Here is a 25,732-nt window from a genome sequence, read left to right as displayed (position 1 = left end):
GTGCGATTCAGCACTGCCTTTACTCGGTGAGTAAGGCTTCTTCCGTGAAATCCTGCATATCGGCAATGTAAGTACGCCCCGCGCGTCTCGCCACGTCAAAGCGCAGCATGGCGAGGAAGTCGGTGGCATTCAATGGGCGGCTGAAGATAAAGCCTTGTAACTGATCGCAGCCCTGATCGCGCAGGAAGTCCAGCTGGGCCTGATTTTCCACGCCTTCTGCCACCACCTTGATCTTCAGGCTGTGTGCCATGGCGATAATGGCCTGGGTAATGGCAGCATCATGCTGTCCTGCGGTACATCGCGCACAAACGAGCGGTCAATCTTCAGTGAATCTATAGGGAAGTGCTTGAGATAACCCAGCGAAGAATAGCCAGTGCCAAAATCATCAATCAGCACATGCGTGCCCATATCGCGGAAGTGCTGCAATATCTCGCTGGCATGTTCGGCATTCTGCATGATCATGCTCTCGGTGATTTCCAGCTCCAGGCAATCCGGCGTTAGCCGGTATCTTCCAGCGCCTCGCTAATAACATCATGCAGGCTATCCTCACGGAACTGGCGCGCAGACAAGTTCACACCTACGCGTATTGGCCTGTCAGCCACGGCTTGCCAGGCGTATGCATCCTTGCAGGCCTGATTCACCACCCAGGCACCTATGTCTATGATCAGCCGGTTTCTTCGGCTATGGGTATAAAGTCCTGCGGTGAGATCATGCCCAACTCTGCGCTGTGCCAGCGTATCAAGGCTTCGGCACCTATGATGCTTTGATCGTTGAGGTCCAGCTTGGCCTGATAGTGCAGGGTAAACTCTTCACGCTCCAGCGCACGGCGCAAGCCGTTTTCCAGTGTCAGGCGCTCTACGCTGTGCACATTGCTATCAGCAGAGTAGTAATGGAAGGTGTTCTTGCCATCGTCCTTGGCTCTATACATCGCCATATCAGCGTTCTTCAACAAGGAGAAGATATCCACGCCGTCATCGGGGAACACGCTGATGCCTATGCTGGCGCTGATATAGAGCTCTTGCTGCATAAGGATAAACGGCTGCGCCAGCGCATGCATGATTTTGCGCGCCACCCCACCCAGATACTGCGAATCGGTGAAGTCTTCCACCAGCACCACAAACTCGTCTCCACCCTGGCGCGCAATGGTATCGGTGAGGCGCAGGCAATCCTTGAGGCGGCGGGCTGCCTCTTGCAGCAGCATATCGCCCGCCTGATGTCCCAGGGTGTCGTTGATGATCTTGAATCTATCAAGATCGATAAACAAAATACCTGCCTTGCATTGATAGCGTTGGGCGCGCAACAAGGCCAACTCTATACGCTCCTGCAACAAGGCGCGGTTAGGCAGGCCAGTCAGGGCATCATGCGTGGCAAGGAATTGCAGGCGCTCTTCTGACTGCTTGCGCTGGCTGATATCCGTCAGCACCGCCACATAATGTTGCACCACGCCTTTGCTGTCCTGCACGGTGCTGATGGAGACCCACTGCGGGTAGTATTCCCCGGTTTTCTTGCGCGCCAGCAATTCGCCCATCCACTTGCCATGCTCCTGCACCAGGCTACCTATGGTGCGATCGCCCTCGCCTATCTCATCCATGAGGCGCAGGCGCTGGCCCACGCTTTCCTCACGAGCATAGGCGGTGATATCGAGATAGGACTGATTGACATCCAGCACCACCAGGTTGATATCGGCAATCATGATGGCTTCGGCCGTGTTCTCGAACACCTGTTTGGATAAACGTAGGCTCAGCTCGGCTTCCTTGCGTGCGGTAATGTCCAGCATCACCCCCACCAGTTCCTGCGGCTTGCCAAAGCGGTTGGGGATCACGCGCACCATATCCTGCAGCCACACCACGCGGCCATCGGCCGCCAGCATGCGGTAATCCATGACATGATTGCGCAGGGCTTCAGTCTCTGTGCTGCAAAATTCGCTGACCCATTCCCTGTCATCCGCATGCAGCTTTTCCAGCCAGAAGCGCGTATTGCTGGTCCAGTCACTCAGCGGATATCCCAGCAAGGTTTCTGCTTCCTGGCTGACAAAAGTAAATGCGCCATCTGGTGTGGCACGCCAGACAATCGCCTGCACCGACTCCACCAGCTCGCGATAATCCGCACGGCTTTGCAGCAAGGCTTCTTCTGCCTGCTTGCGGCTGCTGATATCGATAATCAGCACCACCACGCGCTCACTGCCATCACGATAATTGGCGGCGGCCACTTCAATCGGAATGGCACGGCCTGCCTTGCTCAGGCCCAAAGCCTCATAACGGCTGGGCGCATGGTCGCCCTGCAAGCGTGATAAATAATGCTCGGCCACGCGCTGACGGTCTGAAGGGTGAATCAAGGTGAGAAAATCCGAGCCCATGGGCACATCGCGCGGGTCGTAACCGCCTATCTTCCAGGCTGCTTCATTGGCATAGATGATCTTGCCATGCTCAATGACCACCACGCCTTCACCTGCGTCAGACTGTGCGTTGATGAGAGCGTTATATAGCCCAAGCTGCTGCTTGAGCCGTTGTCCGGCGTGCAAGCGGCCGACATTGAGGCCAGACAGCCCTACCCCGGTGGAAACTGTCACCAGCACAAACACCCAGTAGCTGAACATATCCGCACTGGCCACGCCCAAACTGAAATACCCCTGGAAGCCAACTGCGCCAAGTTGGGCAGTAATGGCGAGCAGCAGGGAAGCCAGCGCTGCACCGCGCTGGTGAAAACTCAAAGCCGCCCAGATGACCAGCGGAAAAATCAGGAAAGCCTTGGCCTCAAACTCGGTGAGCGATTGTGACAACATGCCAAAGAAGGCCAGCACGCACAGGCCAAACAGACCAGAGAACAGCACCAGCGCCTCCACGCGCTTCATGCGGCTCCAGCGTATGGGCTCGTAGTAAACGCAGGCGAGAATGGCCGGGGTAAACAGCATGATGCTGAGCGCATCCCCCATCCACCATTGCAGCACCAGCTCCCAGGTTTCATCGACAATAATGCCGCCATAGCGCAAGCTCAGCAGCGCCACCACGGCGCCGACCAGCGGTGCCAGCCCCACCCCGGCAAAGATCAAGGCCAGCAAATCACGCAAGCGGCTCAAGCTGGGTTCAAATTGCAGTTTGCGGGTCAGCAGGTAATGCGCCAGTAGCGCGCCCGCCACATTGCCCAGCGCGATGGTGATGGCCACCTCTAGCGGCAGCCCTACCGCGTATTCAGTGACAATGGCCCCAAGCAACAGGCCAGGCCATAAACGCCGCCCGGCAATAATCAATATCGCCAGGGCAAACCCCGCAGGCGGCCAGATAAAGGTGGCGATGGTCTTGGGCACGCCCAACTGGATCGCCGTTTGCCCAAGCAGAAAATAAGCGGCAGCGACCACCATCAACGTCAGCAAATATCGAATCGGCCTGCTCTTGTTGACAGGCTGGTGGCTTGATATATACATAATGAAAGTATTGTAGTTGTAAATTCCTACCCTGCGAATAAAACTTGTCATCAAATAAAAAGCCCGCACTAGGCGGGCTTTTTCTCTTGGCAACCTTAACTAATCATCAGCTTGGATCAGAAGTTATATTGCAATTGCATGCGCAAGATGTCGGTGTTGTACTTGCTGTAAGGCGCGGTGGCCAGATTGTTGCGATCCAGCTTGGAGTAGTAAGCCGTGAACTCGATTTCCGGTACAGGCTGCCACTCGAAACCAGCTTCCCAATCCTTGACATGATTTTGCGGTGCATTGGTTTCAAACTTTTGCGCGCCATCAAAGTATTGCCACTTGATGAATGGAATCAGCACACCATAACCGTAGAAGTCTTTCACACGGTACATCGCCTGAATATAGCCACCATTGAGCGACTGCTCTTCAATGCGAGTGCCTGCATCATTCAAACCTGGGCCCTTGCCCCAGTTCCATTCAGCTTGCAGACCGAAAGGCTGTGGGTAAAGCACGGCGTGCAGACCTACGCGCTGATCCTTGAAACCATCAGTCTTGGAGTCAGCCGCCACGGTACCGCTGCGTGAAGGCTTGAAAGTACCGTGAATTGCCTGGATACCAGCTTCAAAAATTTGGCCGTTTTCAAACTTGACCGGATAAGTGAAACGCGAAACCAAGTGCAGGTTGTCGTTGTTCTCAGAGCGGTTGGCACCAGTACCGTTATAGGCACCGAAGGCGAACACACCGTAGTTGCCCGAGCCCTTGAGGCCGCTATCCACCAGATACTTGAACATTTCCTGCTTGTCTGTAGGCGTCCAGTAGTAGAAGGCACCGAGGTCACGCTCGTCCTTGCAGCAGCTGTTCAGCGCATCGTTACGATCCAGCGCGATACGGTTTTGACTGGACTGCAGGTTTTCAAAGCTGTAAGGGATCTTGGATTGACCTACGCGCAGTCTATGTACCCGGTCTTTGGTCAGGTAAATATCACCGTAGGCATCACGCAGTTGAGCAATATTGCCGATTTCGCTGTTGTTGTTGCCGGAAGCGCGGCTGGCGAAGTCAGGCTGAATATAGTAAGACAAACGCTCGCCAATATCGCCAGAGAAGATCAGGCGCATACGACGAATCATGAAATTGGTGTTTTCACCGATGGAACGGTCAGCTTGGTGCGCAATTTCGCGGTCACCGCCGATAATCGGGTTGCTACGAATCTGCACATAGCCACGCACCTTCATGGTGTCTGACCAGTTCTTAGCAGCAGGCTTGGGAGCTGGTGCCATGGCAATCTTGTCCAGCTTGTCTTCAAGCTCACGTTGCTTAACTTCAAGATTGTGCTGCATTTCTGCAAAATCAATCCCGGCACTGTTTGCGCCTGCTGCTTCAGCAGCGGCATCCACAGGCTTGAAAGTACCCATCTTCACGCGGTTAGGACCAGGCTCAGAGAAAATCTGCTTGGTGGTCGAATCCACATATAATTCCAGAGTTTGACCATCGGCCATTGCAGTGGCTGAGGCCGTAGTCATTAAAGCGGCCAGTACTGCAGCCTTGAGGATTGAATTGGTGTTCATCGCAATCACTTTGTTAAACGCACTTTACTAAGCTGATATCAACCAGGTTGATACCTCCCAAACATGATGGTCTACGCCATCATTCAGCACCCTGTCAGGTTAAAACCCTGTCAGCAGTGATCTCGGCGTGCAGTATGTGGTTGAAATGTGACTGGTGAATGTAAGAAAAATGACAGTTTTGTGACTGAGACAAAATTGTCACGACCAAGAAAGAACTAGTCAGACGTTAATTTTCCAATTATTTTTCATTAATCTGTCATGGTTTAACTGCATGATGTGTAGGTTTTTTTACAGTAAAACTGACATAAACTTACATTTCCTTACAAAATCTTTTTTATAGAAACAATGAAATTTATCTATAATAATCATGTCAATACACTGTGAAAATGACCCTTAGTCCGTCATTTCGTTTGAAATCAAGCCGAATTTACCCCTAAATTCCGTGCTTTTATTAACTTACCCGGGGAAACAAATATATGTATAAGCACCCTCTGCAAGACCGTGAAAAGATGTCGCCACAAGAAGCCCTGACCATACTGTTGGAAGGCAATCAACGCTTCACCCAGAACATTTCTGCGCATCGTGACCTGCTTAATGTGGTCAACATCACCAAGGAAAAACAACATCCTTTCGCTGCCATTCTTAGCTGCAGCGATTCCCGCACCGCAACCGAGCTGATCTTTGATCAAGGCCTGGGCGATCTTTTCAGCGTACGTCTGGCAGGCAATATTGCTTCACGCAAGGCCATAGGCAGCTTGGAATACTCCTGCAAATATCTGGGCAGCAAATTGATTGTGGTACTCGGCCACACCAACTGCGGCGCGGTTAAGGCAGCCTGCGATGGCTTTACTGGCGGCCATATTGGTGAAATCACCAAGATGATCTTCCCTGCGGTTGAAGCAGAAACCGAAACCAAGGAAAACCGCAGCTCAGCCAATAACGAATTTGTTGGCCATGTCTGCACCCTTAACGTCAAAACACAGATCGACACCATCTGGAACTCCAGCGACATCCTGCGCGATATGCTGAACCAGGGCCAGATCGGCATTGTGGGTGGCGTATATGACCTCGCGACTGCGGAAGTCAACTTCCCTGAGCAATACCAGATTTTCAGCTCCGACCATCCGCTGGTACAAAACTAGCCTGGCAGCGCACGCAATACGCGTAACCCTATTTTCAGGACAACACTGGCATGACAACTCAAACTTCCACGGCTACTGCTCCCAGCAGTAGCTTCAGCAAAGATTTCTTTGCGTCCATAGTGGTATTTCTGGTGGCGGTTCCCCTTTGTCTGGGTATCGCCATCGCTTCTGGCCTGCCGCCGACCGCAGGCATTATCACCGGCATTATTGGTGGCATTATCGTGGGTTCGATTTCCGGCTCGCCCTTGACCGTCAGTGGCCCTGCCGCTGGCTTGGTGGTGATCGTGGCGGATATCGTCGCTGAATTCGGCATTGCTGTTTACGGCATCATCGTGCTGCTGGCAGGTGGTGTGCAGATTCTGGCAGGTGTATTCAAGCTAGGGGTATGGTTCCGCGCCATCTCCCCTGCCGTGATTCATGGCATGTTGGGCGGTATCGGTATCCTGATCATAGGCTCGCAATTCCATATCATGCTGGATCGTGATCCACTTTCCAGTGGCATCAAGAACCTGCTGGATATCCCCAATGGCCTGCTGGAAACCTTTGAATCGCACGGCGGTAACATTTACGCCGCCAGCATAGGCCTCTTGACCATTATCTCCATCGTACTGTGGACGCGCTTTGCGCCAGCCCGCTTCAAGCTGATTCCTGGGGCTTTGATCGGCGTGGTGTTGTCCGTGATCGTGGCCAATGTATTCGGCTTCGACATCAAGTACCTGACCGATTTGTTTGATGGCCCAACTGATCTGCAAAACATTCTTGGCACCATCATCATCCCGCATATGGGTACGGTAGAAGCTTCCATGACTGCGGGTGTACTGGTGGCGGTGATCTCGCTGGCCTTTATTGCCAGTGCCGAGTCTCTGCTGTCTTGCGCTGCGGTTGACCAGATGCACCAGGGTCAGCGTACCAAGTACGATAGGGAATTGATGGCGCAAGGCATAGGTAACGCAATTTGCGGTTTCCTCAGCGCCTTGCCGATGACAGGCGTGATTGTACGTTCCAGCGCCAACGTCGAAGCCGGGGCTACCAGCCGCGCTTCTACCATCATGCACGGCACCTGGCTCTTGTTGTTCATCAGCATCTTCCTGTTCACGCTGGAATATATTCCGGTAGCCACATTGGCGGGTGTATTGGTCTACACAGGCTACAAACTGGCTTATCCCAAGGTGGCCAAAGAGCTGCTGGCCTATGGCAAGCCTGAACTGGCAATCTACATCATCACCATTATCACCATCGTCAGCTTCAATCTGCTGGCAGGCGTGATTACTGGTCTGGCGTTGTCTATCGCCAAGCTGTTGTATGTGTTCTCCCATGTTTCCATCAAGGCTGAACACATCCCCAACAGCCAGCAAACCATTCTGCACCTCAAGGGCTCTGCCACCCTGCTGGGTATTCCCAAGCTGGTCAGCGTGCTGGATAAGCTGGATGTTGGCCGTGATATCAGCGTGCAGTTTGATGATCTGGAATATATCGACCATGCTTGCATAGAGTTGATCAATGGCTGGCAAAAGCAGTACCAGCTCACAGGTGGCAAGGTCACCATAGAGTGGGACAGCTTGATCAGCAAGTACCACACCAAGGAAGCTGCCGCGATCAACGGCTAGCGTTCTGCTTAAACCTGGAGGCCTGTATGTTTCAGGCAATTATTTCCAGGCAATAAAAAAGCCCCTCACGGGGCTTTTTTATTGCCTGGGCCTGCTGGCCTTGGCTTAGTAAGGCCGCATCAAGAGGCGGACTGTATGCGCTTTACCTTGCCCTGCTCTTCCGATACCAGCGAGGCAATATCGCCTGAAAGTTCGCCACCTTCCTCAATCAGAATCTTGCCGTAACGAATCTTGCCACTCACACGCCCTGTCGCATGAATGATCAATTGGCTACGTGCGGTCAATTCACCCTCGAAATTGCCATGTACCTCGGCCACATCAATGCCTACCTTGCCAGAAAACGCGCCATGCTCGGCAATCTGAATCACGCGGCTGTCCATGGTTGCCTCTACCCTGCCTTCAACCACCAGAATATCGCAGTCTTGAATTTCAGCGCCCTTGAGTTTGACATCAGGGCCAACAATCAGGCGGCTGCCAGTGGTGACATCAGCACTCAGGCCTTCACCGGGCTTGCTTTCAACCTTGGGGGCAGTACTAGTGCTGATGGGGTTAACGTGGCTAGGAACATGGGAGGCCACAGGCGTAGGATCTGGCCTGGTATTGAGCGGCGTGGAAGCGATAGGGTTATTGCCAGGCTGGTTGGAAGAACGATTGAAAAGACCTTGCTTGTTGAGCATGTGATAAACCTCGCTATGAATAATGACAGGGTGATACAGCCTGATGGCCGTATCCAGACCCTCCTTGAGTTAGCAAGCCCTGTGCCCGACAACAAAAATCCTTATGTTTCAGTAATTTGAAAAAACCAGCTAATCCTTTGCTCGAAAATGCGCCGTGAATCGTCGCTCATCTACGACATGCTGGGCTGGCCTGGCTAGGTAACACTCGCCTATCCGCTCTTACTTATAACCAGCAGCATCTAGCGCCAGCGCCACCTATAGCGTCAATCACGCTAATATCCTTGCAGCACAAGGCTGGGCGCAAGTTACAGCCTCCTACAACTTCTTGCCTTGTCGCTCACAGGCAACATAGCCAAACACCTACACGCCTTGTCACATATCACTAGTTCACACATTGCAGCGCGCAAAAACAAAAAGGCCGGGAAACCCGGCCTGAGTATGTGTAGCGCAAAAATTAAGCTTAGCGTTAGCTTGGTGCGGTTTAGTGTTCAGGCCGCATATGCGGGAACAGAATCACATCACGGATGCTCGCGCTATCGGTCAGCAGCATGACCAAACGGTCTATGCCTATGCCGCAGCCGCCTGTAGGGGGCAGGCGTATTCCAGGGCGCGGATAAAGTCTGCATCGTAATACATGGCTTCATCATCGCCTGCTTCCTTGGCGGCTACCTGGGCATGGAAACGTGCGGCCTGGTCTTCAGCATCATTCAACTCAGAGAAACCATTGGCAATTTCACGGCCAGTGATAAACAACTCATAGCGCTCAGTAATCGCAGGGTTGCTATCCGAGGCACGTGCCAGCGGTGAAACCTCAACTGGGTAATCGATGATGTAAGTCGCTCCCACAGCTGGCTTTCTGCGGTTTCTTCAAACAAGGCCAGTTGCAAAGCGCCCAGACCTGCGTGGGCAAAGGCTTCAACACCAAACTTCTTCAGCTCGGCACGCAGGAAGGTGGCATCCTGCAATTGTGCCTCTGTGTATTGCGGGGCGTATTTCTGGATGGCACCCACAATCGTCAGGCGCTGGAATGGCTTGGCAAGATCAAGCTCACGGCCCTGGTACTGCACCACGGCAGAACCACAGGCCGCAATCGCCGCTGCACGTATGCAGGACTCGGTGAAATCCATCAGCCATTTGTAATCGGTATACGCCGCATAGAATTCCATCATGGTGAATTCAGGGTTGTGACGTACGCTCAAGCCTTCATTACGGAAGTTACGGTTGATCTCAAATACGCGATCAAAGCCGCCCACTACCAGGCGCTTGAGGTAAAGCTCGGGCGAATGCGCATATACATTTGCATATCCAGCGCATTGTGATGGGTGATAAACGGCTTGGCAGCGGCACCACCGGGGATAGGGTGCAGCATGGGCGTTTCCACTTCCAAAAACTCATGGCTGAGCATGAAGGCACGGATGGCGGCAACAATCTTGCTACGGCTGATAAAGGTCTTGCGCGTATCTTCGGAGACGATCAGGTCTACATAGCGCTGACGGTATTTGGTTTCCTGATCTGCCAGGCCATGGAATTTCTCTGGCAGCGGGCGCAGGGACTTGGTCAGCAGGCGTAACTCGCTGACCTTGACCGACAGCTCGCCAGTCTTGGTCTTGAACAGCACACCGCGTGCGGCAATGATGTCACCCAAATCCCACTTCTTGAAGGCATCGTAAACTTCTTCGCCCAGGGTTTCGCGCGTGACAAATACCTGAATCCGGCCGCTTTTGTCCTGCACGGTGGCAAAACTGGCTTTACCCATTACGCGTTTCAACATCATGCGGCCTGCAATAGCCACCTGAATCTGTTGCGCGTCCAGGGCTTCGCCTTCGCTGGCGTCATAGCTGTCATGCAGGCTTTGCGCAGCATGCTCAGGCTTGAAATCATTGGGGAAGGCCACACCTTTTTCGCGTATGGCCTTGAGCTTCTCGCGGCGCTCGGCGATCACATGGTTTTCGTCCTGCGTTACGCCAGCTGCCTCGTTAGGCTTTGAATTCTCTACGTCACTCACCCTTACACTCCCTGCTTCAAACTTTCAGAAATAAATGGATCCAGATCGCCATCCAGCACACCCTGGGTATTACCGACCTCGACATTGGTGCGCAAATCCTTGATGCGCGATTGATCCAGCACGTAGGAACGAATCTGGTGACCCCAGCCAATATCGGTCTTGGCGTCTTCCATGCTTGTTTTTCTTCGTTGCGCTTGCGTAGCTCCAGCGCGTACAACTGCGCCTTCAGCATATTCATGGCCTCTTCCTTGTTGCGGTGCTGTGAACGGTCATTCTGGCACTGCACCACGGTATTGGTCGGCAAGTGGGTAATACGCACGGCAGAATCGGTTTTGTTAATGTGCTGACCACCCGCACCCGAGGCACGGTAGGTATCGATGCGCAAATCCGCCGGGTTGATCTCCACCTGAATGGAGTCATCCACTTCTGGATAGATAAACACACTGGCAAACGAGGTATGGCGGCGGTTGCCGGAATCGAAAGGCGATTTGCGCACCAAACGGTGTACACCACTTTCGGTACGCAGGAAGCCATAGGCGTAATCACCGGAAATTTTCAGCGAGGCACTCTTGATACCGGCCACATCGCCTTCGGATTCTTCCAGCACTTCCACCTTGAAATTCTTGTTCTCGCAATAGCGCAAATACATGCGCAACAGCATGGAAGCCCAATCCTGGGCTTCAGTACCGCCTGAGCCAGATTGAATATCGAGGAAGCAGTTATTCGGGTCCATGGGATGGGCAAACATACGGCGGAATTCCATTTCCGCCACCACCTGCTCCAACGCCAAGCTGTCACGTTCTATGCTGAGCAGGGTGTCGTCGTCATTCTCTTCACGTGCCATCTCAAACAATTCACGGCTGTCGCGCACACCATTATCAACATCAGTCAGCGACTTGACGACAAACTCCAGCTCACGGCGCTCCTTGCCCAGCTTCTGCGAACGCTCATTGTCGTTCCAGATGTTAGGGTCTTCTAGGAGTTGCGAGACTTCTTCCAGACGTTGCTGCTTGGTCTCGAAGTCAAAGATACCCCCGTAGGGCCTGGTGACGCTGCTCCAGATCGTCTAGACGATTGGCAATCAGATTGAGTTGTTCCGCTTCCATGAATGATTCCGAACCTGCTGAATTCAAAGCCGGGAATTATACATTAATGCACCATATACCGCTGTGAGTGATATGTAGAGCAAGCGTCTTAAACCATGCTGGTAGCAAGTATTTGTCATCAGCACATTTGCCTAGAATGAGAATTCTTACCCCCCAGGAAACGAGAGCTCATTTATGCGCGACAAAAACATGCGCCACACAAAACCCTGCCAACTCACGCCCATACGGCTAATCGCCGGGTTAGCCCTGGCATCCATGTATGTCCAGCCTGCCCTGGCGCTGAATGGCAGCAGCCCAAGTACAAATTTCCCCATGGTAGGTCAGATAGTAGGCGGCGTGGATGGCGTACTCGTTGCCCCCAATTGGGTATTGACCGCGGGCCATGCTGCCACCACCTCCAAACTGTTTTCCTCGGGCCATGGGCAGGCCATGATAGATGCCAGCTTTGTGTTACCCGGTTACCAGTTTCCCGGCCATGATCTTGCCTTGCTGCATCTGGCAACCCCCATAGTCAGCAGCCAGTACACCGCACTCAATCTGGACTATCTCGAAACCAGCCACCTGGCGCAAATAGGCAGCGTTACCTTGGCCAATGCCAGTAGCAATGCGCAAGGCAGCCAATGGCAAAACCGTTATGTAGAAAGCACACTGGTGAATGCCCTTACTTGGGCTGGCAATTACGCTGTGCATTGGGTGGTGGCCGATCAACATAGCAGCGGCAACCCATTACTGCAGTCCGGCGATAGTGGCAGCGGCCTGTTTCTTTCTGCCGCCGGGGAGGCAAATCCTTTGCTGGGAGGCATAGCCTCTGCCATCTGCATGACCAATAAATCCTGCTTTGTACAACCTACCGCCTTTCGCGACTGGCTAGATATTACTTTGCTGCGTTATCAGCCCAGCAACCCAGAAGAGCTGCGACGACAACAAATTAATTGGGTGAGCTTGATAGAACAAACTTGTCATCAATATCCGCGCAAGCCTCTTTCAACCCAGACACGATGTATGTCACTGCTGTGCCCGAGCCTGAGCAAATCACCCTCATGCTGCTGGGCTTGGCCCTGCTCACTGGCGCTTGTTTGCGCCGCTTGAGCAGTAAAGATGGGCCTGTGCAAACGTATGCCAAGCTGGGATGACAACAAAAGTTTACATAGGCAAAATGGGCTTTATGCAAATTTGTCACAAATATGAAATATTTCCTCATTATATTTGCCACGTTGCCGCCATACCGGGTGTAAAAACCGCCTAGTCATCAGCGCAGGCAACATCTACCAATCGACGGAGCCATTATGCAATCCCCATTTGTTCCAAGCCAAATACTGAAGGCAGCAGGTGTTGCTGTCCTCATCAGCGCTGCATTTTCTATGCCTCAGGCAGATGCAGCCAGCAATGACATCGTACGTATAGACGGTTCCAGCACCGTATACCCCATCACTGAAGCCGTAGCAGAAGAGTTCCAGAAGGCCAAGAGAGTCAAGGTTACCGTTGGTATCTCCGGCACTGGCGGCGGCTTCAAGAAGTTCTGCCGTGGCGAGACCGATATCTCTGAAGCTTCACGCCCTATCCTCGCCAAGGAAATGGAATTGTGTAAGGCAGCAGGCATTGATTACATCGAATTGCCAGTCGCTTATGACGCCCTGACCGTAGTGGTTAACCCCAAGAACAGCTTCATCAAGAGCTTCACTGTTGAAGAACTGAAAAAGCTGTGGGAACCAGAAGCGCAAGGCAAGGTTAAGACCTGGAAGCAAGTTAACCCAAGCTGGCCTGATAGCCCAGTGAAGCTGTTTGGCGCGGGTTCCGACTCCGGTACTTTTGACTACTTCACAGAAGCCATTGTCGGCAAGGCCAAGTCCAGCCGTGGCGATTTCACCGCTTCTGAAGATGACAATGTGCTGGTGCAAGGTGTAGCCAATGATGTAGCCGCCACTGGTTACTTCGGCTTTGCCTACTACGAAGAAAACGCCACCCGCGTCAAGGCTGTGCCTATCGTTGCCAAGGCAGGCGCACCAGCTGTGCTGCCATCACGTGAAAACGTCATGAACGGTAGCTACCAGCCTTTGTCCCGTCCTTTGTTCATCTATGTCAGCGCCAACGCTGCCAAGAACAATCCTAACGTCAAGGCCTTCATCGACTTCTACCTGGCTAACGCAAAGCCTCTGGTTGAAGAAGTAAAGTACATTCCATTGCCAGCCAATGAATACACTGCCGTCAATGAGCACTGGAAAGCCCAAAAGGTTGGTACAGGCTTTGGTGGCGAGCCAGAAGTTGGTGTAAAAATCACCGACCTCCTGAAGCGCATCAAGTAAACGCGATCCGTATGGGGGCAGTCTAGTACTGCCCCCAGTCATCGCCTGCATAACGGCATTCCGTTACAATGCACGAATTATTAACGTGATCATGACCAGCCAAGTGTTACAAAAACCCTCAGAACTCTCCATCAGTGCCCGTCTTGCCAAGAATGTGCGCCGCAATGCCTTGGAACGCGTCATTGAATTTATCTTGATGCTGGCGGCTCTTTCCGCCGTGGCCACCACTATCGCCATCGTGCTGATTCTGCTGTATGAGTCATTCACCTTCTTTGCCCATGTGTCCATCATCGACTTTTTGACCGACACCCAATGGACCCCATTATTTGAAGATGCCCACTACGGCATCCTGCCGCTGGTATCCGGCACTCTGACCACCTCCGCTATTGCGCTGTCCGTGGCCGTGCCTCTGGGTACCATAGGTGCAATCTACCTGTCCGAGTTTGCCTCGCACCGCACCCGTGAAATCGTCAAGCCTATACTGGAGCTGCTGGTAGGTGTACCTACCGTGGTCTTCGGTTACTTTGCCTTGCTGTTTGTCACACCACTGTTGCAAAAGATTTTCCCTGAGTTGCCAGGCTTCAATATGCTGGGCCCAGGCATCGTCATGGGCATTATGATCATTCCTTACATCAGCTCCATGGCAGAAGACGCCATGCGTGCCGTGCCCATGAGCATGCGCGAAGCTCTTACGCCATGGGTGCTACCCGCTTCCAGACCGCCGTGCGCGTGGTAACACCTGCCGCCATCTCCGGCATTATCGCCGCCTACATCATGGCCATCTCCCGTGCTGTGGGTGAAACCATGGTAGTGGCCCTGGCCGCAGGTCAACAGCCCAACCTGACCTTCAACCCCATGGAAAGCGCCGCTACCATTACCGCTTACATTGTTCAGGTAGCCATGGGCGATCTGCCGCATGGCAGCATTGGTTATCAGAGTATCTTTGCCGCAGGCCTGGTGCTGATGCTGATGACCCTGACCTTCAATATTCTGGGCCATATCGCCCGCAAGAGATTCCGCGAGACTTACTAAAATCATGAGTACACAAGCATCCGTTCTGGAAAATCTCGCCGAAGTGCGGGTCATGATCCGCCGCCACAAGCGCAACGATTACCTGTTCTCCATCGTTGGTTTGCTGGCGCTGGCCATAGGCCTGTTGACCCTGCTGACCTTGTTTATCGACCTGGTGGCCGATGGCTATCCACGCTTCAACCTGGATTTCCTCACCAACTATCCATCACGCCGTGCTGGCAGTGCTGGTTTGCTCTCAGCCTGGGTAGGTTCCATGCTGGTCATGCTGGTGACCTTCCTCTCTGCCGTGCCCATGGGTGTGGCAGCCGGGGTTTACCTTGAGGAATACGCCCCCAAGAACTGGTTCTCTGACCTGATTGAAATCAACGTCACCAACCTGGCGGGTGTGCCTTCCATCGTTTACGGTTTGCTGGCTTTGGGTCTGTTTGTTTACGGCCTGGGTTTGGGTGAAAGCATTTTGACTGCGGGCCTCACACTGGGTCTGCTGATTTTGCCTATCGTCATCGTCACCACACGTGAATCCATACGCGGCATTCCAGTGTCCATCCGTGAAGCGGCTTATGCCGTGGGTGCCACCAAGTGGCAAGTGGTTTACCACCACGTGCTGCATTATTCTTCCGGCGGCATTCTGACTGGCATCATCATCGGCATGGCGCGTGCGCTGGGTGAAACTGCCCCTATCATCACCATAGGCGCGTTGACCTTTATCGCCTTCTTGCCACCATCCCCTGTGAGTGATGTTGCGCCCTTTATCAATTTTGAATGGCTGAGCTCTGGCTTCACGGTATTACCGATCCAGATGTTCAACTGGCTGTCGCGTCCTGACCACGCCTTCCATATCAATGCCGCCGCTACTGGCGCCCTTATCATCATTGTTACCCTGCTGATGAACGGCACCGCCATCTGGCTGCGCTACCGCATCCGCAAGAACATCAAGTGGTAAGTCTAGACTGACGCTATAACTAGGCTAACCCTTAAGCAGAAACTCGAATCAGGACATATCACACATGGTTACAACAACTAGCCCGATCAAAGCCGAAGCACGTGACTTGAACTTCTTTTACAGCAGCGGTCACAAGGCGCTCAAAGGCATCAGCATGCCTTTGTACGAAAAACGCATTACCGCCCTGATCGGCCCTTCCGGCTGTGGCAAGTCCACCTTCCTGCGCTGTTTCAACCGCATGCATGACCTTTACCCTGGCAATCGCTACGATGGCCAGATTGTCATGCACCCGGACAACACAAACATCCTCGAAAGCGGTGTAGACCCTATCGAAGTGCGCATGCGTATCAGCATGGTGTTCCAAAAGCCCAACCCTTTCCCCAAGTCCATCTATGAAAACGTGGCCTATGGCTTGCGTGTTCGCGGTGAGCGCAACAAGCGCGCCGTGGATGACAAAGTGGAAGAAGCGCTCAAGGGTGCGGCACTATGGGATGAAGTTAAAAACCGCCTGCACGATCTAGCGTTTAATCTTTCCGGTGGTCAGCAACAACGTCTGTGCATTGCCCGTGCCCTGGCAACCGACCCTGAAATCATGCTGTTTGATGAACCGACTTCGGCGCTGGACCCAATTGCCACGGCCAACATCGAAGAACTGATGTCCGAACTGCGCAACAAGCTCACCATTCTGGTGGTGACACACAATATGCAGCAGGCGGCACGTGTTTCCGATTACACCGCGTATATGTATCTGGGTGAACTGATTGAGTACGACGATACCGACAAAATCTTCACCAACCCCAGCCGCAAAGAAACCGAAGACTACATCACAGGCAAATTTGGTTAAACCGCCAACCTCTGCCAATAAAAAAGCCGGAGCAATCCGGCTTTTTTGCATTCAAGATCAGGCACTGCCTGCTTTCTGCGCCTGCTTTCTGCGCCTGCTCTCTGCGCCTGTTCTCTGCGCCTGCTCTCTGCGCCTGCTCTCTGCGCCTGCTCTCTGCGCTTGATTTATGCGCTGGCCTCGCTGGCAAAACAACATAATAAAAAGAATGATTCTTGATATCAATCAACCTCTGCTTTAGCATAAGCGTTTTTTTTCTGCGCATCCTCAATGTCCGGCACGCTTATCGCTGAATTGCTGCATTCCTACCGCGAGTTGGGCCACTACCTGCGTGGCAGGCTGCGCAATGCCGAGGATGCGGCAGATATCGCCCAAAGCAGCTTTGAGCGTGTTTATCGCTATGCGCTGCCAGCCAGGGTGAGCCTCCGCAGATAGAATCGCCACGTGCCCTGTTATTCAAGGCGGCACACCATCTATGCATCAATCTGGGCCGTCACGACAAACTGGTACTGGAATGGCTGCAAGACCGTAGCCAGCAGGCAGCTCACAACAGCGTGCCTTCAGCCGAGCAACAGGCAGCACAGCGGCAATTGCTCATGCGCCTGGTTGCCCATCTGGAAAGCATGCCCGCACGCCGCCGCGATGTATTTCTGTTGTTCCGCGTCTATGGCTATAGCCGCGATGAGATTGCCCAACGGCTCAGCATCACCCCCTCTGCCGTCGCCAAACATGTGGTGCGCGCCACCGTAGACTGCGCGGTGATATTTAGCGAAGTACGCCAGGCCTGGTTAGAGGATGCTGCCTGAGCATGTTAAACCTGCATAACTGCTGCCTGCCATGAGCCACAGCGACGTCTTGCTGAAGCAGGCCCTGCGCCAGCTAGCCCAACTCGAAATGGCCAGCGCAGAGCAAACCGAGCGCCTGCAAACCCGGCTGCAACACTGGCGTTCACGCTCAGAGGGGCATGAATCGGCATACCAGCAAGCCACCGGGCAAATGCAGGCCCTGCTCTCTTTGGCACCCAGCCTGCAAGCTGAATTTAGCGACCCCACTACCCAAGATCTCAAGCCACATGCTGCCAAGAAACGTCGTCCGCAAGCGCATTCCCTACTAGGCTGGGGCGTGCTGGCATTCGCAGCCGCCGCCTTGCTCAAAACTGGGCATTGGTATTGGCAGCAGCCTGTGTTTGAGGCGGACTATCACACAGGTGTCGCCGAAGTTCGCCAAATCACCCTGCCGGACGGCAGTAATTTGGCCCTCAATGCGCAAAGTGCACTGCATGTAAGCTTGTATAGACAGCAACGCCAGGTGGCATTGCAGCAAGGTGAAGTGCATTTCACTGTCAGCCCAGATCGGCAACGGCCGTTCATGGTCAGCACCCAGCAAGGGAGCGTTGAGGTTGTGGGCACCATATTCACGGTCAGCCAGCGTCAGCAACGCCTGGCAGTCAATGTAGAACAAGGCCATGTGCGCTACTATCCGCCTTCTACTGTGTCACACCCCCAGACTGAAAAGCCTATGGCCTATGATCTCCTGGCCAGAGATCAACTCTTGAGCCAGGCAGGCGTGATTGAACTGGGCAAGGTAGATGCCGTAGATGCCTCGGCCTGGCGTAGTGGCTGGCTGGTATTCAACAACATGCCCTTGGCTGATGCCCTGCCGCTCATCAATGCATTCAGGCAGCAGCCCTTGACCATTGCTGACGCCCACACTGCGCAATTACGACTGAGTGGCCGCTTCCGCGCCCAGGATCAGCAAGCCCTGGAACGTGCATTAACAATCATCTTGCCCTTGCAATTGATCCCTGGCGCTACAGAGACACAACTCAAATCTCGCTGATCACGCAAAAAACGCTCACAAGCCTGTCTCCGTTTTTCCTGCTGCGCTGTCTTCTCAGATGAAGTGGCAACTTAGCCACCATTTATTTCAGGGAAACACCACACCATGAGCATCAGCACCACCCACACACTCACGCTAGGCAGGCAGCTACTGTTACTGGCATTTGCCAGCACACTGCTGAGCACAAACTCAGCACTGGCAGAAAGCAGCACTGAAGTTGGCAATGAAATTGGCAATCAAGTTGGAATTCAGCCCAGTATCAGCATCAATATCAGCGCCCAGCCACTGGCAGATGCCATCACTGCGCTCTCCAAGCAAAGCGGCATGCAGATTTATAGCGATGGCAAGCTGCTGGCTGGCAAATCTGCCCCCGCCACCAGTGGCCGCATGAGTGCCGAACAGGCACTTAATAAGCTGCTGCAAGGTACAGGCCTGACTGCCCAGCGCCTCAATGGCGGTCTCGCCATCGTCAGCGCGGCCAGCAGCAGTGCAATTCCAGCGGCTAAGCATATTCAGGAAGCCAAGCTAGATGAAGTCATCGTCAGCGGCGAGAAAATTCAGCGTAAATGGAGCGAAACCTTATCCAGCGTGGCGGTGACTACGGCTGAAGATATGAAGGAGCATGCTGATTACTCCCTCATGGATACCCTGGCACGTACGCCAGGCGTCAATATCCAATCCCGCAATGAAACCTGGGGCATACGCGGTGTGCCAGTTTCCGGCTTTGATGATCAGGGCCCGCGCACGCTGAATAATGCCGTCTCGGTGTTTGTTGATGGTGCCTTGCAAACCAACCGCTTTATCACCATGAGTCCGCTTTCCCTGTGGGATATGAAACAGATTGAAGTCTTCCGTGGCTCGCAATCCACCGTGCAAGGCCGCAATGCCCTGGCGGGTGCCGTCATCATGCAAAGCAATGACCCGGTATTCAAGAACGAAATGGCCGTGCAGACCCAGATTGGCAATTATGGCCAGCGCGGCGCGGCTGTCATGGCCAATACCGAAATCGTGCCCGGCCAACTGGCAGGCCGCTTCACAGTCAGCGCTGAAAATGAGGATGGCTATATCCGCAACCCCTTCCTCGACAAGGATGCCGATGCCAGACGCTCGGTCAACCTGCGTGGCAAATTGCTGCTGGTGGCCACTGAGCAAACCGATGCCATGCTGACACTGGCGCATACCAACTACCGTACTGGCAGCAACGGCGTGACGCGCAACAACCAGCGACCACTGTATTACCAGCTAATCCAGAACACCGACGCGGGTGACAGAATTCAGCAAAATGAAGCCACGCTGAAACTGAACCACTACCTAACGCCCAATTGGACGCTGACCAGCATTACCTCAGGCACGCATTCCGAATACCATGCGCTGCTGGATTTTGACCAGAACGCCACCACCAACCAGCGCGCCAATATGGATTACCGCACGCGCCTGTTCAATCAGGAACTGCGTGCGGTATATAGCGCCGAAACCTTGCAAGCACATGTGGGCGCTTATTACAGCGATTCGCAAGTCAAGTTTGAGGATGCCCTGCGCTCTGGCAACACCCTGGCGCTGAACGCTGAAGGCGAGAACAAAATACGCAACCGTGCCGTGTTTGGTGAGGTTAACTGGGCATTTATCCCGCAGTGGAAACTGATTGCAGGCCTGCGTTACGACTCGGAAAAGAACAACACCAACGTCACCTATTTGCGTGATATTTTGGGCTTCTCACCTGTGAGCGCTGCCAATGAAAGCAAATCCTTTGGTGCTCTTCTGCCCAAGCTGGGCGTGAGCTACCAGCTGACCCCGCAACAACTGCTGGGCTTTGTGGTGCAGCGTGGTTATAGAGGCGGCGGCACCAACACCCGCGTGCCTTCCGATCACCGCCCTTATGATGCCGAATACACCACCAACTATGAACTCTCCTACCGCGGTCAATGGCAGCAATTACGCTTGATGGCCAACGCCTATTACACCGATTGGAAAGATCAGCAAGTGCGCATGCTGGATACCGCCACCGACACCGTATTTGTCTCCAATGCCGCACGCAGCCGCATGCAGGGCCTGGAACTATCCAGTGATTATGATGTGAACAAACAACTGCGTCTGTTTGCTGGGGCTTCATACAACCACACCCGTTACCAAGACTACATCACTGCCGATGGCGATGACCTCAGCGGTAAATCCTTTGTCATGGCACCCAAATACAAAATCAACCTAGGCCTGACCTATAGACCCATAGAGCCCTTGTTCTTCACCGTGGATGCTATTTACCAGGATGAAAGCCCGGCTATCTACCAACGAGGTGGCATTCCGCAATACAACGACAGTGTCAAACTGCTCAATGCCTCGGTAGGCTACCAGCTCAACCAGCGCCTGCGTTTCACTGGCTTTGTGCGCAACCTGTTTGATAGGGAATACACCACCAACAACAATGGCACCGTGCTGGACGTAGGCGCACCGCGTACCTTTGGTGTCAGTGTCAGGCTGGATATCTAGCTACTATTGGGCGCAATCGCCAGATCAGCAGGTTAAAGCGTTTGAGCGAAGTCCAGACTGATGGGGGCTTCGCTTATATTTGCAGCTAGCGGGAACGGCAGGGGTGAAGGGGCTTGGTCCCTGCTGCCTTTTGCGGGAGGGTTTGGGTTGTCTTGACGCCTGCTGTCAATGGCGAGATATCTTGTTTCGCCTTGCCGGGCGACTTACGTTTCTTTTGCTTCGCCAAAAAGAAATGTAAGCAAAGGCGACCCGACTCCTGCGTCCCGCTACGCCGGGCAACCTGGGTTGCCTCAAGTCATTGGAGTCTTGCTCAATCTCGCTGCGCTCAGACAGTCGCAAGCCCTTAATCCAGAAACTGCTGCGCTACTCGGCGCACTCAACGGGAACAACTTCAAAAGCCAGAGGTTAAGTAAGCAAGGCGTAAATTGAAATGACTGTTTGATTGGTATTAATGCTGCGATGCAGACAAAAGTAATCGCGCTTATTTACCAGTGTGGCAACTTGATCCGGAGCCTTTGACTTTCCCTCCCGTTTAGACCCGCCGAGTAGCGCAGGGTTTATCGGATCAGGGCGCGCGACTGTCTGAGCGCAGCGAGTTTGAGCGTGACCCAGAAGAATGTATGCAAGCCGAGCAACGCAGGTTACCCGGCTGTAAGCCGGGGCGGGGATATCTTAAGTCGGTGGAATATTGCTATAAGGGGTACAGGCTGGTGTCAGCCAATAAAAAACCGGGCTATCCCGGTTTTTTATCAAAGATATATGCTTAAGCAGGGTGTTATATAAGCCAGAGCCTGTACTGGCCTGGCCGTTAGGCCCGTAGAACTGGCTGGCAGCAGGTGGGCGGCCCAGGGTATCCAGCGCTTGCTGGTTACGGGCAAAATGTTTGGTGATGAGTATGCCGTTGACGCGGTTGAGTTCTTTGGCCTGAGTTAGCAATGACTGGAAGTGATTCCATGATTGTTGCAGCGGCGCATCTTGCCTGGCTAGCCAGGTGGCCAGGCCTTGTTCATCGGCATTGAAACCCAGGGCAGAAACCGCTTTGAAGCGGGCCTGGGTGCTGGTGTTGAGATCCTGCAGTATGCGGGCTTTTTCGCTGAGTAAACCTTCTAGCGCATCCACATCCACTTTAACCAGGCTGCCTTGCTCACGCTTGAGTAGCTCCAGCAGGTGGTCGGTTAACGCAATTTCTATATCAAAACTGGCTGTGGTCATGGTCAGGTTTACCTCTTTAGCTTACCACCCGGCCAGCGCTTAACGAGGTGCTGACAGCAGGTCTTTCACGGTATTGATAAGGCCATCGGCAACCTTTTCAGAATCAACTCTGAATTGGCCACTGGAGATGGCGGATTTGATGGCATTTACCTTATCGGCGTTATACACATTTTCATTGGCACCTGCCGCAGCAATCGACTGCAGCTGTGAAGCCAGCGGTGACAAAGTCACGCTTTCACCCGATTTTTGACCACCAGTGACGGGGGCCCTGGATTCTGTACGGGTTTTGTTGCTATCGACCTTGTCAGTATTGAGCGTTACCGCTTTTTTCAGTGCGTCATCGATTTTCATGGCGATTCCTTGGCTTGTTCAGTGACAGCATGGCATTACACGCTGCTATATTGCTCTTATCGGCAGGTATAGAACGAACTTTAACAAAATTCTGCCCGAATTTGCTAATCAAGTTGCCACTTCCAGTCAGGACGCCACTGCCAGCAAATCCACCATTTGAGCGTGTGCTCGGCGAAATTCTGGCAAAAAATCCTAGCAAAACCCTTGCCTATCACATGTAAGACAAAGTCTGTACCCAGTTAGCCAGGATTCAGTAAAACTTTGCCGCTTGGCATCATCGCTCACTTAAAGATGGATACCATCGCGGCGAGAAAATTTCGCTGCCGCAGAAATTTTTTTAATAAATCACATGTTAATAAATTACATCTATGAGCCACCTTGACGCGCCAGCCCACTTACCACTTGTCCGTTGCCCACTTTAACTCTGACACGCTGGCCTTCAGTGGCATTGGCCAATGCCGTACCTTCTGCGGTAACCATAAAGCCTTTGCCTATGGAGTTGAGCACGACTTTCTGCCCTTGTTGCACCACAGGCATGATGCGCAGCATTTCCTGGCGTAATACGGTGCCTGCACTCAGCGGCACATAGACCGAGCGGCCAACAGCTTGCGCTGCATCGGTGAATACGCCAGGCGGCAGGCGTGCGAGGTCACCCTGCGCCTTGGCTAGATCTTGCTCGCTGATTATCTGGCCCTGCGCCAGGGGCACGGCGGCAATTAAATATTCGGCCATGACTTCCACATTGGCCTGCACGTAGATGGTCCAGGCTTGCGGAGCGGTGCATTTGACGCCTACGCTGGTTTTACCCCAGGCACGGCTGCCATTGGGCAGAAACATCTGCAATTTTTCACAGCTGGCAAGTTTGAGGCGGTTATCTACTGCCACCGCGGCTGCCGAGACTTTGCTGGATAACCTACGGTCTGGGTAAGTAAGAATTCTTCTACCTGGGTGCGTAGCTGCGCCAGGTTTTGGAACGGCGATGAGTTTGCCTGGGTTTGCGCTACATTTGGCTGGGCTTGAGTTACATTGGGCTGCGCTTGAACTACATTAGGCTGCGCCTGCGCCAGGGCAGTCACTTGCGCGTGGGCCAGCAAAGGTGCCAGGCCCAGGTGGGTCATGATGCAGAGTATTGCCAGCCTAGTCAGTCTCACCATACCCCCTCCCGTTTTAGCATACAGTCCGTTAACAGCCTGGCGTTATGCCTTTGGGGCACAGCATGCCTAGCCATGTTGATTGACTGCATTGTAAAGAGCCTCGCGCGCGGGCAAACCCTGAATAAGGGCAAAAACCCCCTCTTATTCAGATGATGAATCTTGCCCACGGCCGCCTAAACTGCCAATCATCTGAAATAACGACAATTGTCTGCATTGCTTGATGCTGTCGTTGGCAAACGGAGTTTTCTCATGCTGAACAAACTGGACGCATCGCTGAATTTCCAGGAAACCGCGCTAAGGCTACGCAGCCAGCGCCAGGAGTTGCTGGCCGCCAATATTGCCAACGCGGATACGCCGGGCTACAAAGCGCGTGACATTAATTTCACTCAGGCTTTTCAGCAGGCGCTGCAAACCCAGGCCAGCGGTTCACAAACTGCCACTACCAACCCTGCCCATTTTGCGACAGGCTCTAGTGCCAACCAATTAAGCGGCGTGCTTTATCGCTCTATCATTCAGGGCAGTGTGGACGGCAATACCGTGGATATGGATACCGAGCAGGCCCAGTTCACCGACAATGCGCTGCGCTATGAAGCCGGGGTGACGATGATTAGCGGGCAGATCAAAAAAATGCTCTCTGTGATTCAAGGCCAATAATGCTGAGCGCCAGTACTTTTTCACGCTCGCCTAGTTGGACACGCTCACCTAGCCCCCTTAAAAAAGGAAGCTGATATGTCTCTATTTAATGTCTTCAATATTTCAGGCTCGGGCATGAGCGCACAGGGGCAACGCCTTAACGTGGTGGCCAGTAACCTGGCCAATGCCGATAGCGTGACCAGCTCCAACGGCCAGCCCTACCGCACCAAGCACATTGTGTTTTCTGCCGTGCCTGTGACCGCCAACCCGGTTTCACAGGGGGTTAAGGTTAAGCAGGTGGTGGAAGATCAAGCCCCGCCGCAGCTGAAGTACGACCCCAAGCACCCGCTGGCGGATGAGAATGGCTATGTGGCCATGCCCAATGTGAATGTGACTGAAGAAATGGTGAACATGATTTCGGCATCACGGTCTTACCAAAACAACGTGGATACCATGAATGCTGCCAAATCCATGTTATTGAAAACATTGACTATAGGTCAATAATAGCTCAGTAAAAACTCAGTAACTGGCGTGATGTATAGCGTCATTACCCCAAGTTAAGAAAGCGAGAACCCAAATGGCTAGCACCAACGCAATCTCGGACAATTTACTCAACACCATGAACCCCACGGGTTCCAGCACCTCGGCCAGCAGTATTTCCGAGACGCAGGACAGGTTTATGAAACTCTTGATTACGCAGATGAAGAATCAGGACCCGCTCAACCCCATGGACAACGCTGAAGTGACCAGCCAGATGGCCCAGCTTTCCACGGTGACCGGGATTGAGAAGATGAACGCCACGCTGTCATCCTTTATCAGCAGCATGCAGGCCACGCAGGCGTTGCAGGCCTCTAGCCTGATAGGCCGCGCGGTATTGGTAGAAGGCAACAGCACGGTGCTGGCCGCCACCGAGACCGAAGGTGAATCCTCCGCCTACTTTGGTGTGGAATTGCCAGTGGGTGCAGACAACGTCAAGGTCAATATCAAGGACGCAGGCGGCAATGTGGTCAAGACCTATGAATTGAAAAATCAGGCCGCAGGCATTTCACAACTGAGCTGGAATGGCTTTGGCGATGATGGCACCAAGCTGGCCGATGGCCGCTACAGCATAGAAGCCACCGCCACCACTGCCAACAGTACAGTGGCCTCTAGCACCTTGAGTTATGAACAGGTGATGAGCGTTTCTTCAGGCAATGATGGCGTAAAACTCAACTTGAGCAATCTGGCGGCGATTACGACCGACAAAGTTAAGCAGATTTTCTAAGCTTAACGTTGATGAAAGTTAAGCTGATTTTCCAAGCTTAACGATATTTAAAAGTTAAGCAGCTTTTCTAAGCTTAACGATATTTAAAAGTTAAGCTGATTTTCTAGGCTTAACTTTGAAGAGAACGAAACAGATTTGAATGAAACATAGCGAATATCATTTTTT

General features: G+C 53.1%; 21 protein-coding genes and 5 pseudogenes. 15 read left to right on the top strand and 11 right to left on the bottom strand.

The annotated features are described in order from the left end of the window. Window positions 1-19 precede the first annotated feature (19 nt). The 4 genes and pseudogenes from JCM2850_RS22155 to JCM2850_RS00405 all read right to left on the bottom strand — a co-directional run bounded on the left by JCM2850_RS22155 (window position 20) and on the right by JCM2850_RS00405 (window position 4,974). Window positions 20-456 (bottom strand): annotated as a pseudogene (locus JCM2850_RS22155) (EAL domain-containing protein). 41 nt (window positions 457-497) lie between these two features. Next, on the bottom strand, window positions 498-644 hold the full coding sequence (locus JCM2850_RS22150) for a hypothetical protein (protein ID WP_234406002.1): 147 nt from the start codon (window positions 642-644) through the stop codon (window positions 498-500). A 20-nt stretch (window positions 645-664) separates the two neighbouring features. Beyond that, entirely contained in the window at window positions 665-3,370 is a 2,706-nt protein-coding gene (locus tag JCM2850_RS16100; RefSeq protein ID WP_234406001.1) for a bifunctional diguanylate cyclase/phosphodiesterase, read from the bottom strand. 167 nt (window positions 3,371-3,537) lie between these two features. Beyond that, complete coding sequence (locus tag JCM2850_RS00405; RefSeq protein ID WP_025869336.1) at window positions 3,538-4,974, bottom strand: porin; 1,437 nt, start codon at window positions 4,972-4,974, stop codon at window positions 3,538-3,540. A 476-nt stretch (window positions 4,975-5,450) separates the two neighbouring features. Between JCM2850_RS00405 and JCM2850_RS00400 the strand changes: the two genes are divergently transcribed. Together JCM2850_RS00400 and JCM2850_RS00395 are read left to right on the top strand one after the other, a co-directional pair. Beyond that, a complete protein-coding gene (locus JCM2850_RS00400; protein WP_025869334.1) occupies window positions 5,451-6,116 on the top strand; it encodes a carbonic anhydrase in 666 nt (221 codons plus the stop codon). Window positions 6,117-6,166: 50 nt separating this feature from the next. Then, on the top strand, window positions 6,167-7,723 hold the full coding sequence (locus JCM2850_RS00395) for a SulP family inorganic anion transporter (protein WP_025869332.1): 1,557 nt from the start codon (window positions 6,167-6,169) through the stop codon (window positions 7,721-7,723). A 119-nt stretch (window positions 7,724-7,842) separates the two neighbouring features. On the opposite strand, the gene JCM2850_RS00390 is transcribed toward JCM2850_RS00395, so the two are convergent. From JCM2850_RS00390 to prfB, 3 genes and pseudogenes are all read right to left on the bottom strand, one after another. After that, window positions 7,843-8,400 (bottom strand): bactofilin family protein, encoded by a 558-nt coding sequence (locus tag JCM2850_RS00390; protein WP_025869330.1) that lies wholly within the window; start codon window positions 8,398-8,400, stop codon window positions 7,843-7,845. Window positions 8,401-8,881: 481 nt separating this feature from the next. Then, window positions 8,882-10,405 (bottom strand): annotated as a pseudogene (gene lysS / locus JCM2850_RS16095) (lysine--tRNA ligase). Window positions 10,406-10,407: 2 nt separating this feature from the next. Continuing rightward, a pseudogene (gene prfB, locus JCM2850_RS16090) lies at window positions 10,408-11,511 on the bottom strand (peptide chain release factor 2). Window positions 11,512-11,685: 174 nt separating this feature from the next. Here prfB and JCM2850_RS16085 point away from each other — a divergent pair. From JCM2850_RS16085 to JCM2850_RS00335, 10 genes and pseudogenes are all read left to right on the top strand, one after another. Next, a pseudogene (locus JCM2850_RS16085) lies at window positions 11,686-12,366 on the top strand (trypsin-like serine protease); the annotation flags it as partial. Between the two features lie 143 nt (window positions 12,367-12,509). Further along, window positions 12,510-12,644, top strand: coding sequence for a PEP-CTERM sorting domain-containing protein (locus JCM2850_RS23665; protein ID WP_148301151.1), 135 nt, complete (start codon window positions 12,510-12,512; stop codon window positions 12,642-12,644). A 153-nt stretch (window positions 12,645-12,797) separates the two neighbouring features. Further along, window positions 12,798-13,814, top strand: coding sequence for a PstS family phosphate ABC transporter substrate-binding protein (locus JCM2850_RS00370; protein ID WP_025869327.1), 1,017 nt, complete (start codon window positions 12,798-12,800; stop codon window positions 13,812-13,814). Window positions 13,815-13,905: 91 nt separating this feature from the next. Continuing rightward, window positions 13,906-14,846: pseudogene (pstC, locus tag JCM2850_RS16080) on the top strand (phosphate ABC transporter permease subunit PstC). Window positions 14,847-14,850: 4 nt separating this feature from the next. Continuing rightward, window positions 14,851-15,789 (top strand): phosphate ABC transporter permease PstA, encoded by a 939-nt coding sequence (gene pstA / locus JCM2850_RS00360; RefSeq protein ID WP_025869325.1) that lies wholly within the window; start codon window positions 14,851-14,853, stop codon window positions 15,787-15,789. A 64-nt stretch (window positions 15,790-15,853) separates the two neighbouring features. Continuing rightward, a complete protein-coding gene (gene pstB, locus JCM2850_RS00355; RefSeq protein ID WP_025869323.1) occupies window positions 15,854-16,633 on the top strand; it encodes a phosphate ABC transporter ATP-binding protein PstB in 780 nt (259 codons plus the stop codon). A gap of 267 nt (window positions 16,634-16,900) precedes the next feature. Beyond that, on the top strand, window positions 16,901-17,065 hold the full coding sequence (locus JCM2850_RS21515) for a hypothetical protein (protein WP_159105101.1): 165 nt from the start codon (window positions 16,901-16,903) through the stop codon (window positions 17,063-17,065). Then, window positions 17,062-17,436: an RNA polymerase sigma factor gene (locus tag JCM2850_RS21225; protein ID WP_148301150.1), complete on the top strand. Its 375-nt coding sequence runs from the start codon at window positions 17,062-17,064 to the stop codon at window positions 17,434-17,436. The genes JCM2850_RS21515 and JCM2850_RS21225 overlap by 4 nt, the downstream gene beginning before the upstream one ends. 31 nt (window positions 17,437-17,467) lie before the next feature. Next, window positions 17,468-18,469: a FecR family protein gene (locus JCM2850_RS00340; RefSeq protein WP_025869316.1), complete on the top strand. Its 1,002-nt coding sequence runs from the start codon at window positions 17,468-17,470 to the stop codon at window positions 18,467-18,469. A gap of 105 nt (window positions 18,470-18,574) precedes the next feature. Continuing rightward, on the top strand, window positions 18,575-20,953 hold the full coding sequence (locus tag JCM2850_RS00335) for a TonB-dependent receptor (protein WP_025869314.1): 2,379 nt from the start codon (window positions 18,575-18,577) through the stop codon (window positions 20,951-20,953). 672 nt (window positions 20,954-21,625) lie between these two features. On the opposite strand, the gene JCM2850_RS00330 is transcribed toward JCM2850_RS00335, so the two are convergent. The 4 genes from JCM2850_RS00330 to JCM2850_RS22145 all read right to left on the bottom strand — a co-directional run bounded on the left by JCM2850_RS00330 (window position 21,626) and on the right by JCM2850_RS22145 (window position 23,670). After that, on the bottom strand, window positions 21,626-22,165 hold the full coding sequence (locus tag JCM2850_RS00330) for a flagella synthesis protein FlgN (RefSeq protein WP_025869312.1): 540 nt from the start codon (window positions 22,163-22,165) through the stop codon (window positions 21,626-21,628). A gap of 39 nt (window positions 22,166-22,204) precedes the next feature. Continuing rightward, window positions 22,205-22,516 (bottom strand): flagellar biosynthesis anti-sigma factor FlgM, encoded by a 312-nt coding sequence (gene flgM / locus JCM2850_RS00325; RefSeq protein WP_025869311.1) that lies wholly within the window; start codon window positions 22,514-22,516, stop codon window positions 22,205-22,207. Window positions 22,517-22,882: 366 nt separating this feature from the next. Beyond that, window positions 22,883-23,401, bottom strand: a complete 519-nt coding sequence (gene flgA, locus JCM2850_RS16070) for a flagellar basal body P-ring formation chaperone FlgA (protein WP_051525203.1) — start codon at window positions 23,399-23,401, stop codon at window positions 22,883-22,885. Next, the gene (locus tag JCM2850_RS22145) at window positions 23,392-23,670 is read right to left on the bottom strand and encodes a hypothetical protein (protein WP_234406000.1); all 279 of its coding nucleotides are present in this window, start codon (window positions 23,668-23,670) and stop codon (window positions 23,392-23,394) included. Before JCM2850_RS22145 ends, flgA begins: the two co-directional genes overlap by 10 nt. 249 nt (window positions 23,671-23,919) lie before the next feature. On the opposite strand from JCM2850_RS22145, the gene flgB reads away from it, so the two are divergent. From flgB to JCM2850_RS00305, 3 genes are all read left to right on the top strand, one after another. Then, window positions 23,920-24,324, top strand: coding sequence for a flagellar basal body rod protein FlgB (flgB, locus tag JCM2850_RS00315; protein ID WP_025869309.1), 405 nt, complete (start codon window positions 23,920-23,922; stop codon window positions 24,322-24,324). A gap of 75 nt (window positions 24,325-24,399) precedes the next feature. Next, window positions 24,400-24,807, top strand: coding sequence for a flagellar basal body rod protein FlgC (flgC, locus tag JCM2850_RS00310; protein WP_025869307.1), 408 nt, complete (start codon window positions 24,400-24,402; stop codon window positions 24,805-24,807). Between the two features lie 73 nt (window positions 24,808-24,880). After that, window positions 24,881-25,567, top strand: a complete 687-nt coding sequence (locus tag JCM2850_RS00305; RefSeq protein ID WP_025869306.1) for a flagellar hook assembly protein FlgD — start codon at window positions 24,881-24,883, stop codon at window positions 25,565-25,567. Window positions 25,568-25,732: the final 165 nt, after the last annotated feature.

The organism is Methylobacillus glycogenes JCM 2850, from assembly GCF_000617925.1.
In the GTDB taxonomy this organism is placed as follows: Bacteria; Pseudomonadota; Gammaproteobacteria; order Burkholderiales; family Methylophilaceae; genus Methylobacillus; species Methylobacillus glycogenes.
The sequence above is the reverse complement of the archived record's forward strand: the minus strand, read 5'-3'. Positions and strand labels throughout refer to the sequence as shown.

Coding starts and splice junctions, on each gene's coding strand:
- pstB (WP_025869323.1), top strand. CDS start 15,854: ATGGTTACAACAACTAGCCCGATCAAAGCCGAAGCACGTGACTTGAAC.
- JCM2850_RS22145 (WP_234406000.1), bottom strand. CDS start 23,670: ATGGTGAGACTGACTAGGCTGGCAATACTCTGCATCATGACCCACCTG.
- JCM2850_RS00395 (WP_025869332.1), top strand. CDS start 6,167: ATGACAACTCAAACTTCCACGGCTACTGCTCCCAGCAGTAGCTTCAGC.
- JCM2850_RS23665 (WP_148301151.1), top strand. CDS start 12,510: ATGTATGTCACTGCTGTGCCCGAGCCTGAGCAAATCACCCTCATGCTG.
- JCM2850_RS00335 (WP_025869314.1), top strand. CDS start 18,575: ATGAGCATCAGCACCACCCACACACTCACGCTAGGCAGGCAGCTACTG.
- JCM2850_RS00400 (WP_025869334.1), top strand. CDS start 5,451: ATGTATAAGCACCCTCTGCAAGACCGTGAAAAGATGTCGCCACAAGAA.
- JCM2850_RS21515 (WP_159105101.1), top strand. CDS start 16,901: ATGTCCGGCACGCTTATCGCTGAATTGCTGCATTCCTACCGCGAGTTG.
- JCM2850_RS00370 (WP_025869327.1), top strand. CDS start 12,798: ATGCAATCCCCATTTGTTCCAAGCCAAATACTGAAGGCAGCAGGTGTT.
- JCM2850_RS00340 (WP_025869316.1), top strand. CDS start 17,468: ATGAGCCACAGCGACGTCTTGCTGAAGCAGGCCCTGCGCCAGCTAGCC.
- flgB (WP_025869309.1), top strand. CDS start 23,920: ATGCTGAACAAACTGGACGCATCGCTGAATTTCCAGGAAACCGCGCTA.
- JCM2850_RS00405 (WP_025869336.1), bottom strand. CDS start 4,974: ATGAACACCAATTCAATCCTCAAGGCTGCAGTACTGGCCGCTTTAATG.
- flgC (WP_025869307.1), top strand. CDS start 24,400: ATGTCTCTATTTAATGTCTTCAATATTTCAGGCTCGGGCATGAGCGCA.
- JCM2850_RS00390 (WP_025869330.1), bottom strand. CDS start 8,400: ATGCTCAACAAGCAAGGTCTTTTCAATCGTTCTTCCAACCAGCCTGGC.
- flgM (WP_025869311.1), bottom strand. CDS start 22,516: ATGAAAATCGATGACGCACTGAAAAAAGCGGTAACGCTCAATACTGAC.
- JCM2850_RS00305 (WP_025869306.1), top strand. CDS start 24,881: ATGGCTAGCACCAACGCAATCTCGGACAATTTACTCAACACCATGAAC.
- pstA (WP_025869325.1), top strand. CDS start 14,851: ATGAGTACACAAGCATCCGTTCTGGAAAATCTCGCCGAAGTGCGGGTC.
- JCM2850_RS00330 (WP_025869312.1), bottom strand. CDS start 22,165: ATGACCACAGCCAGTTTTGATATAGAAATTGCGTTAACCGACCACCTG.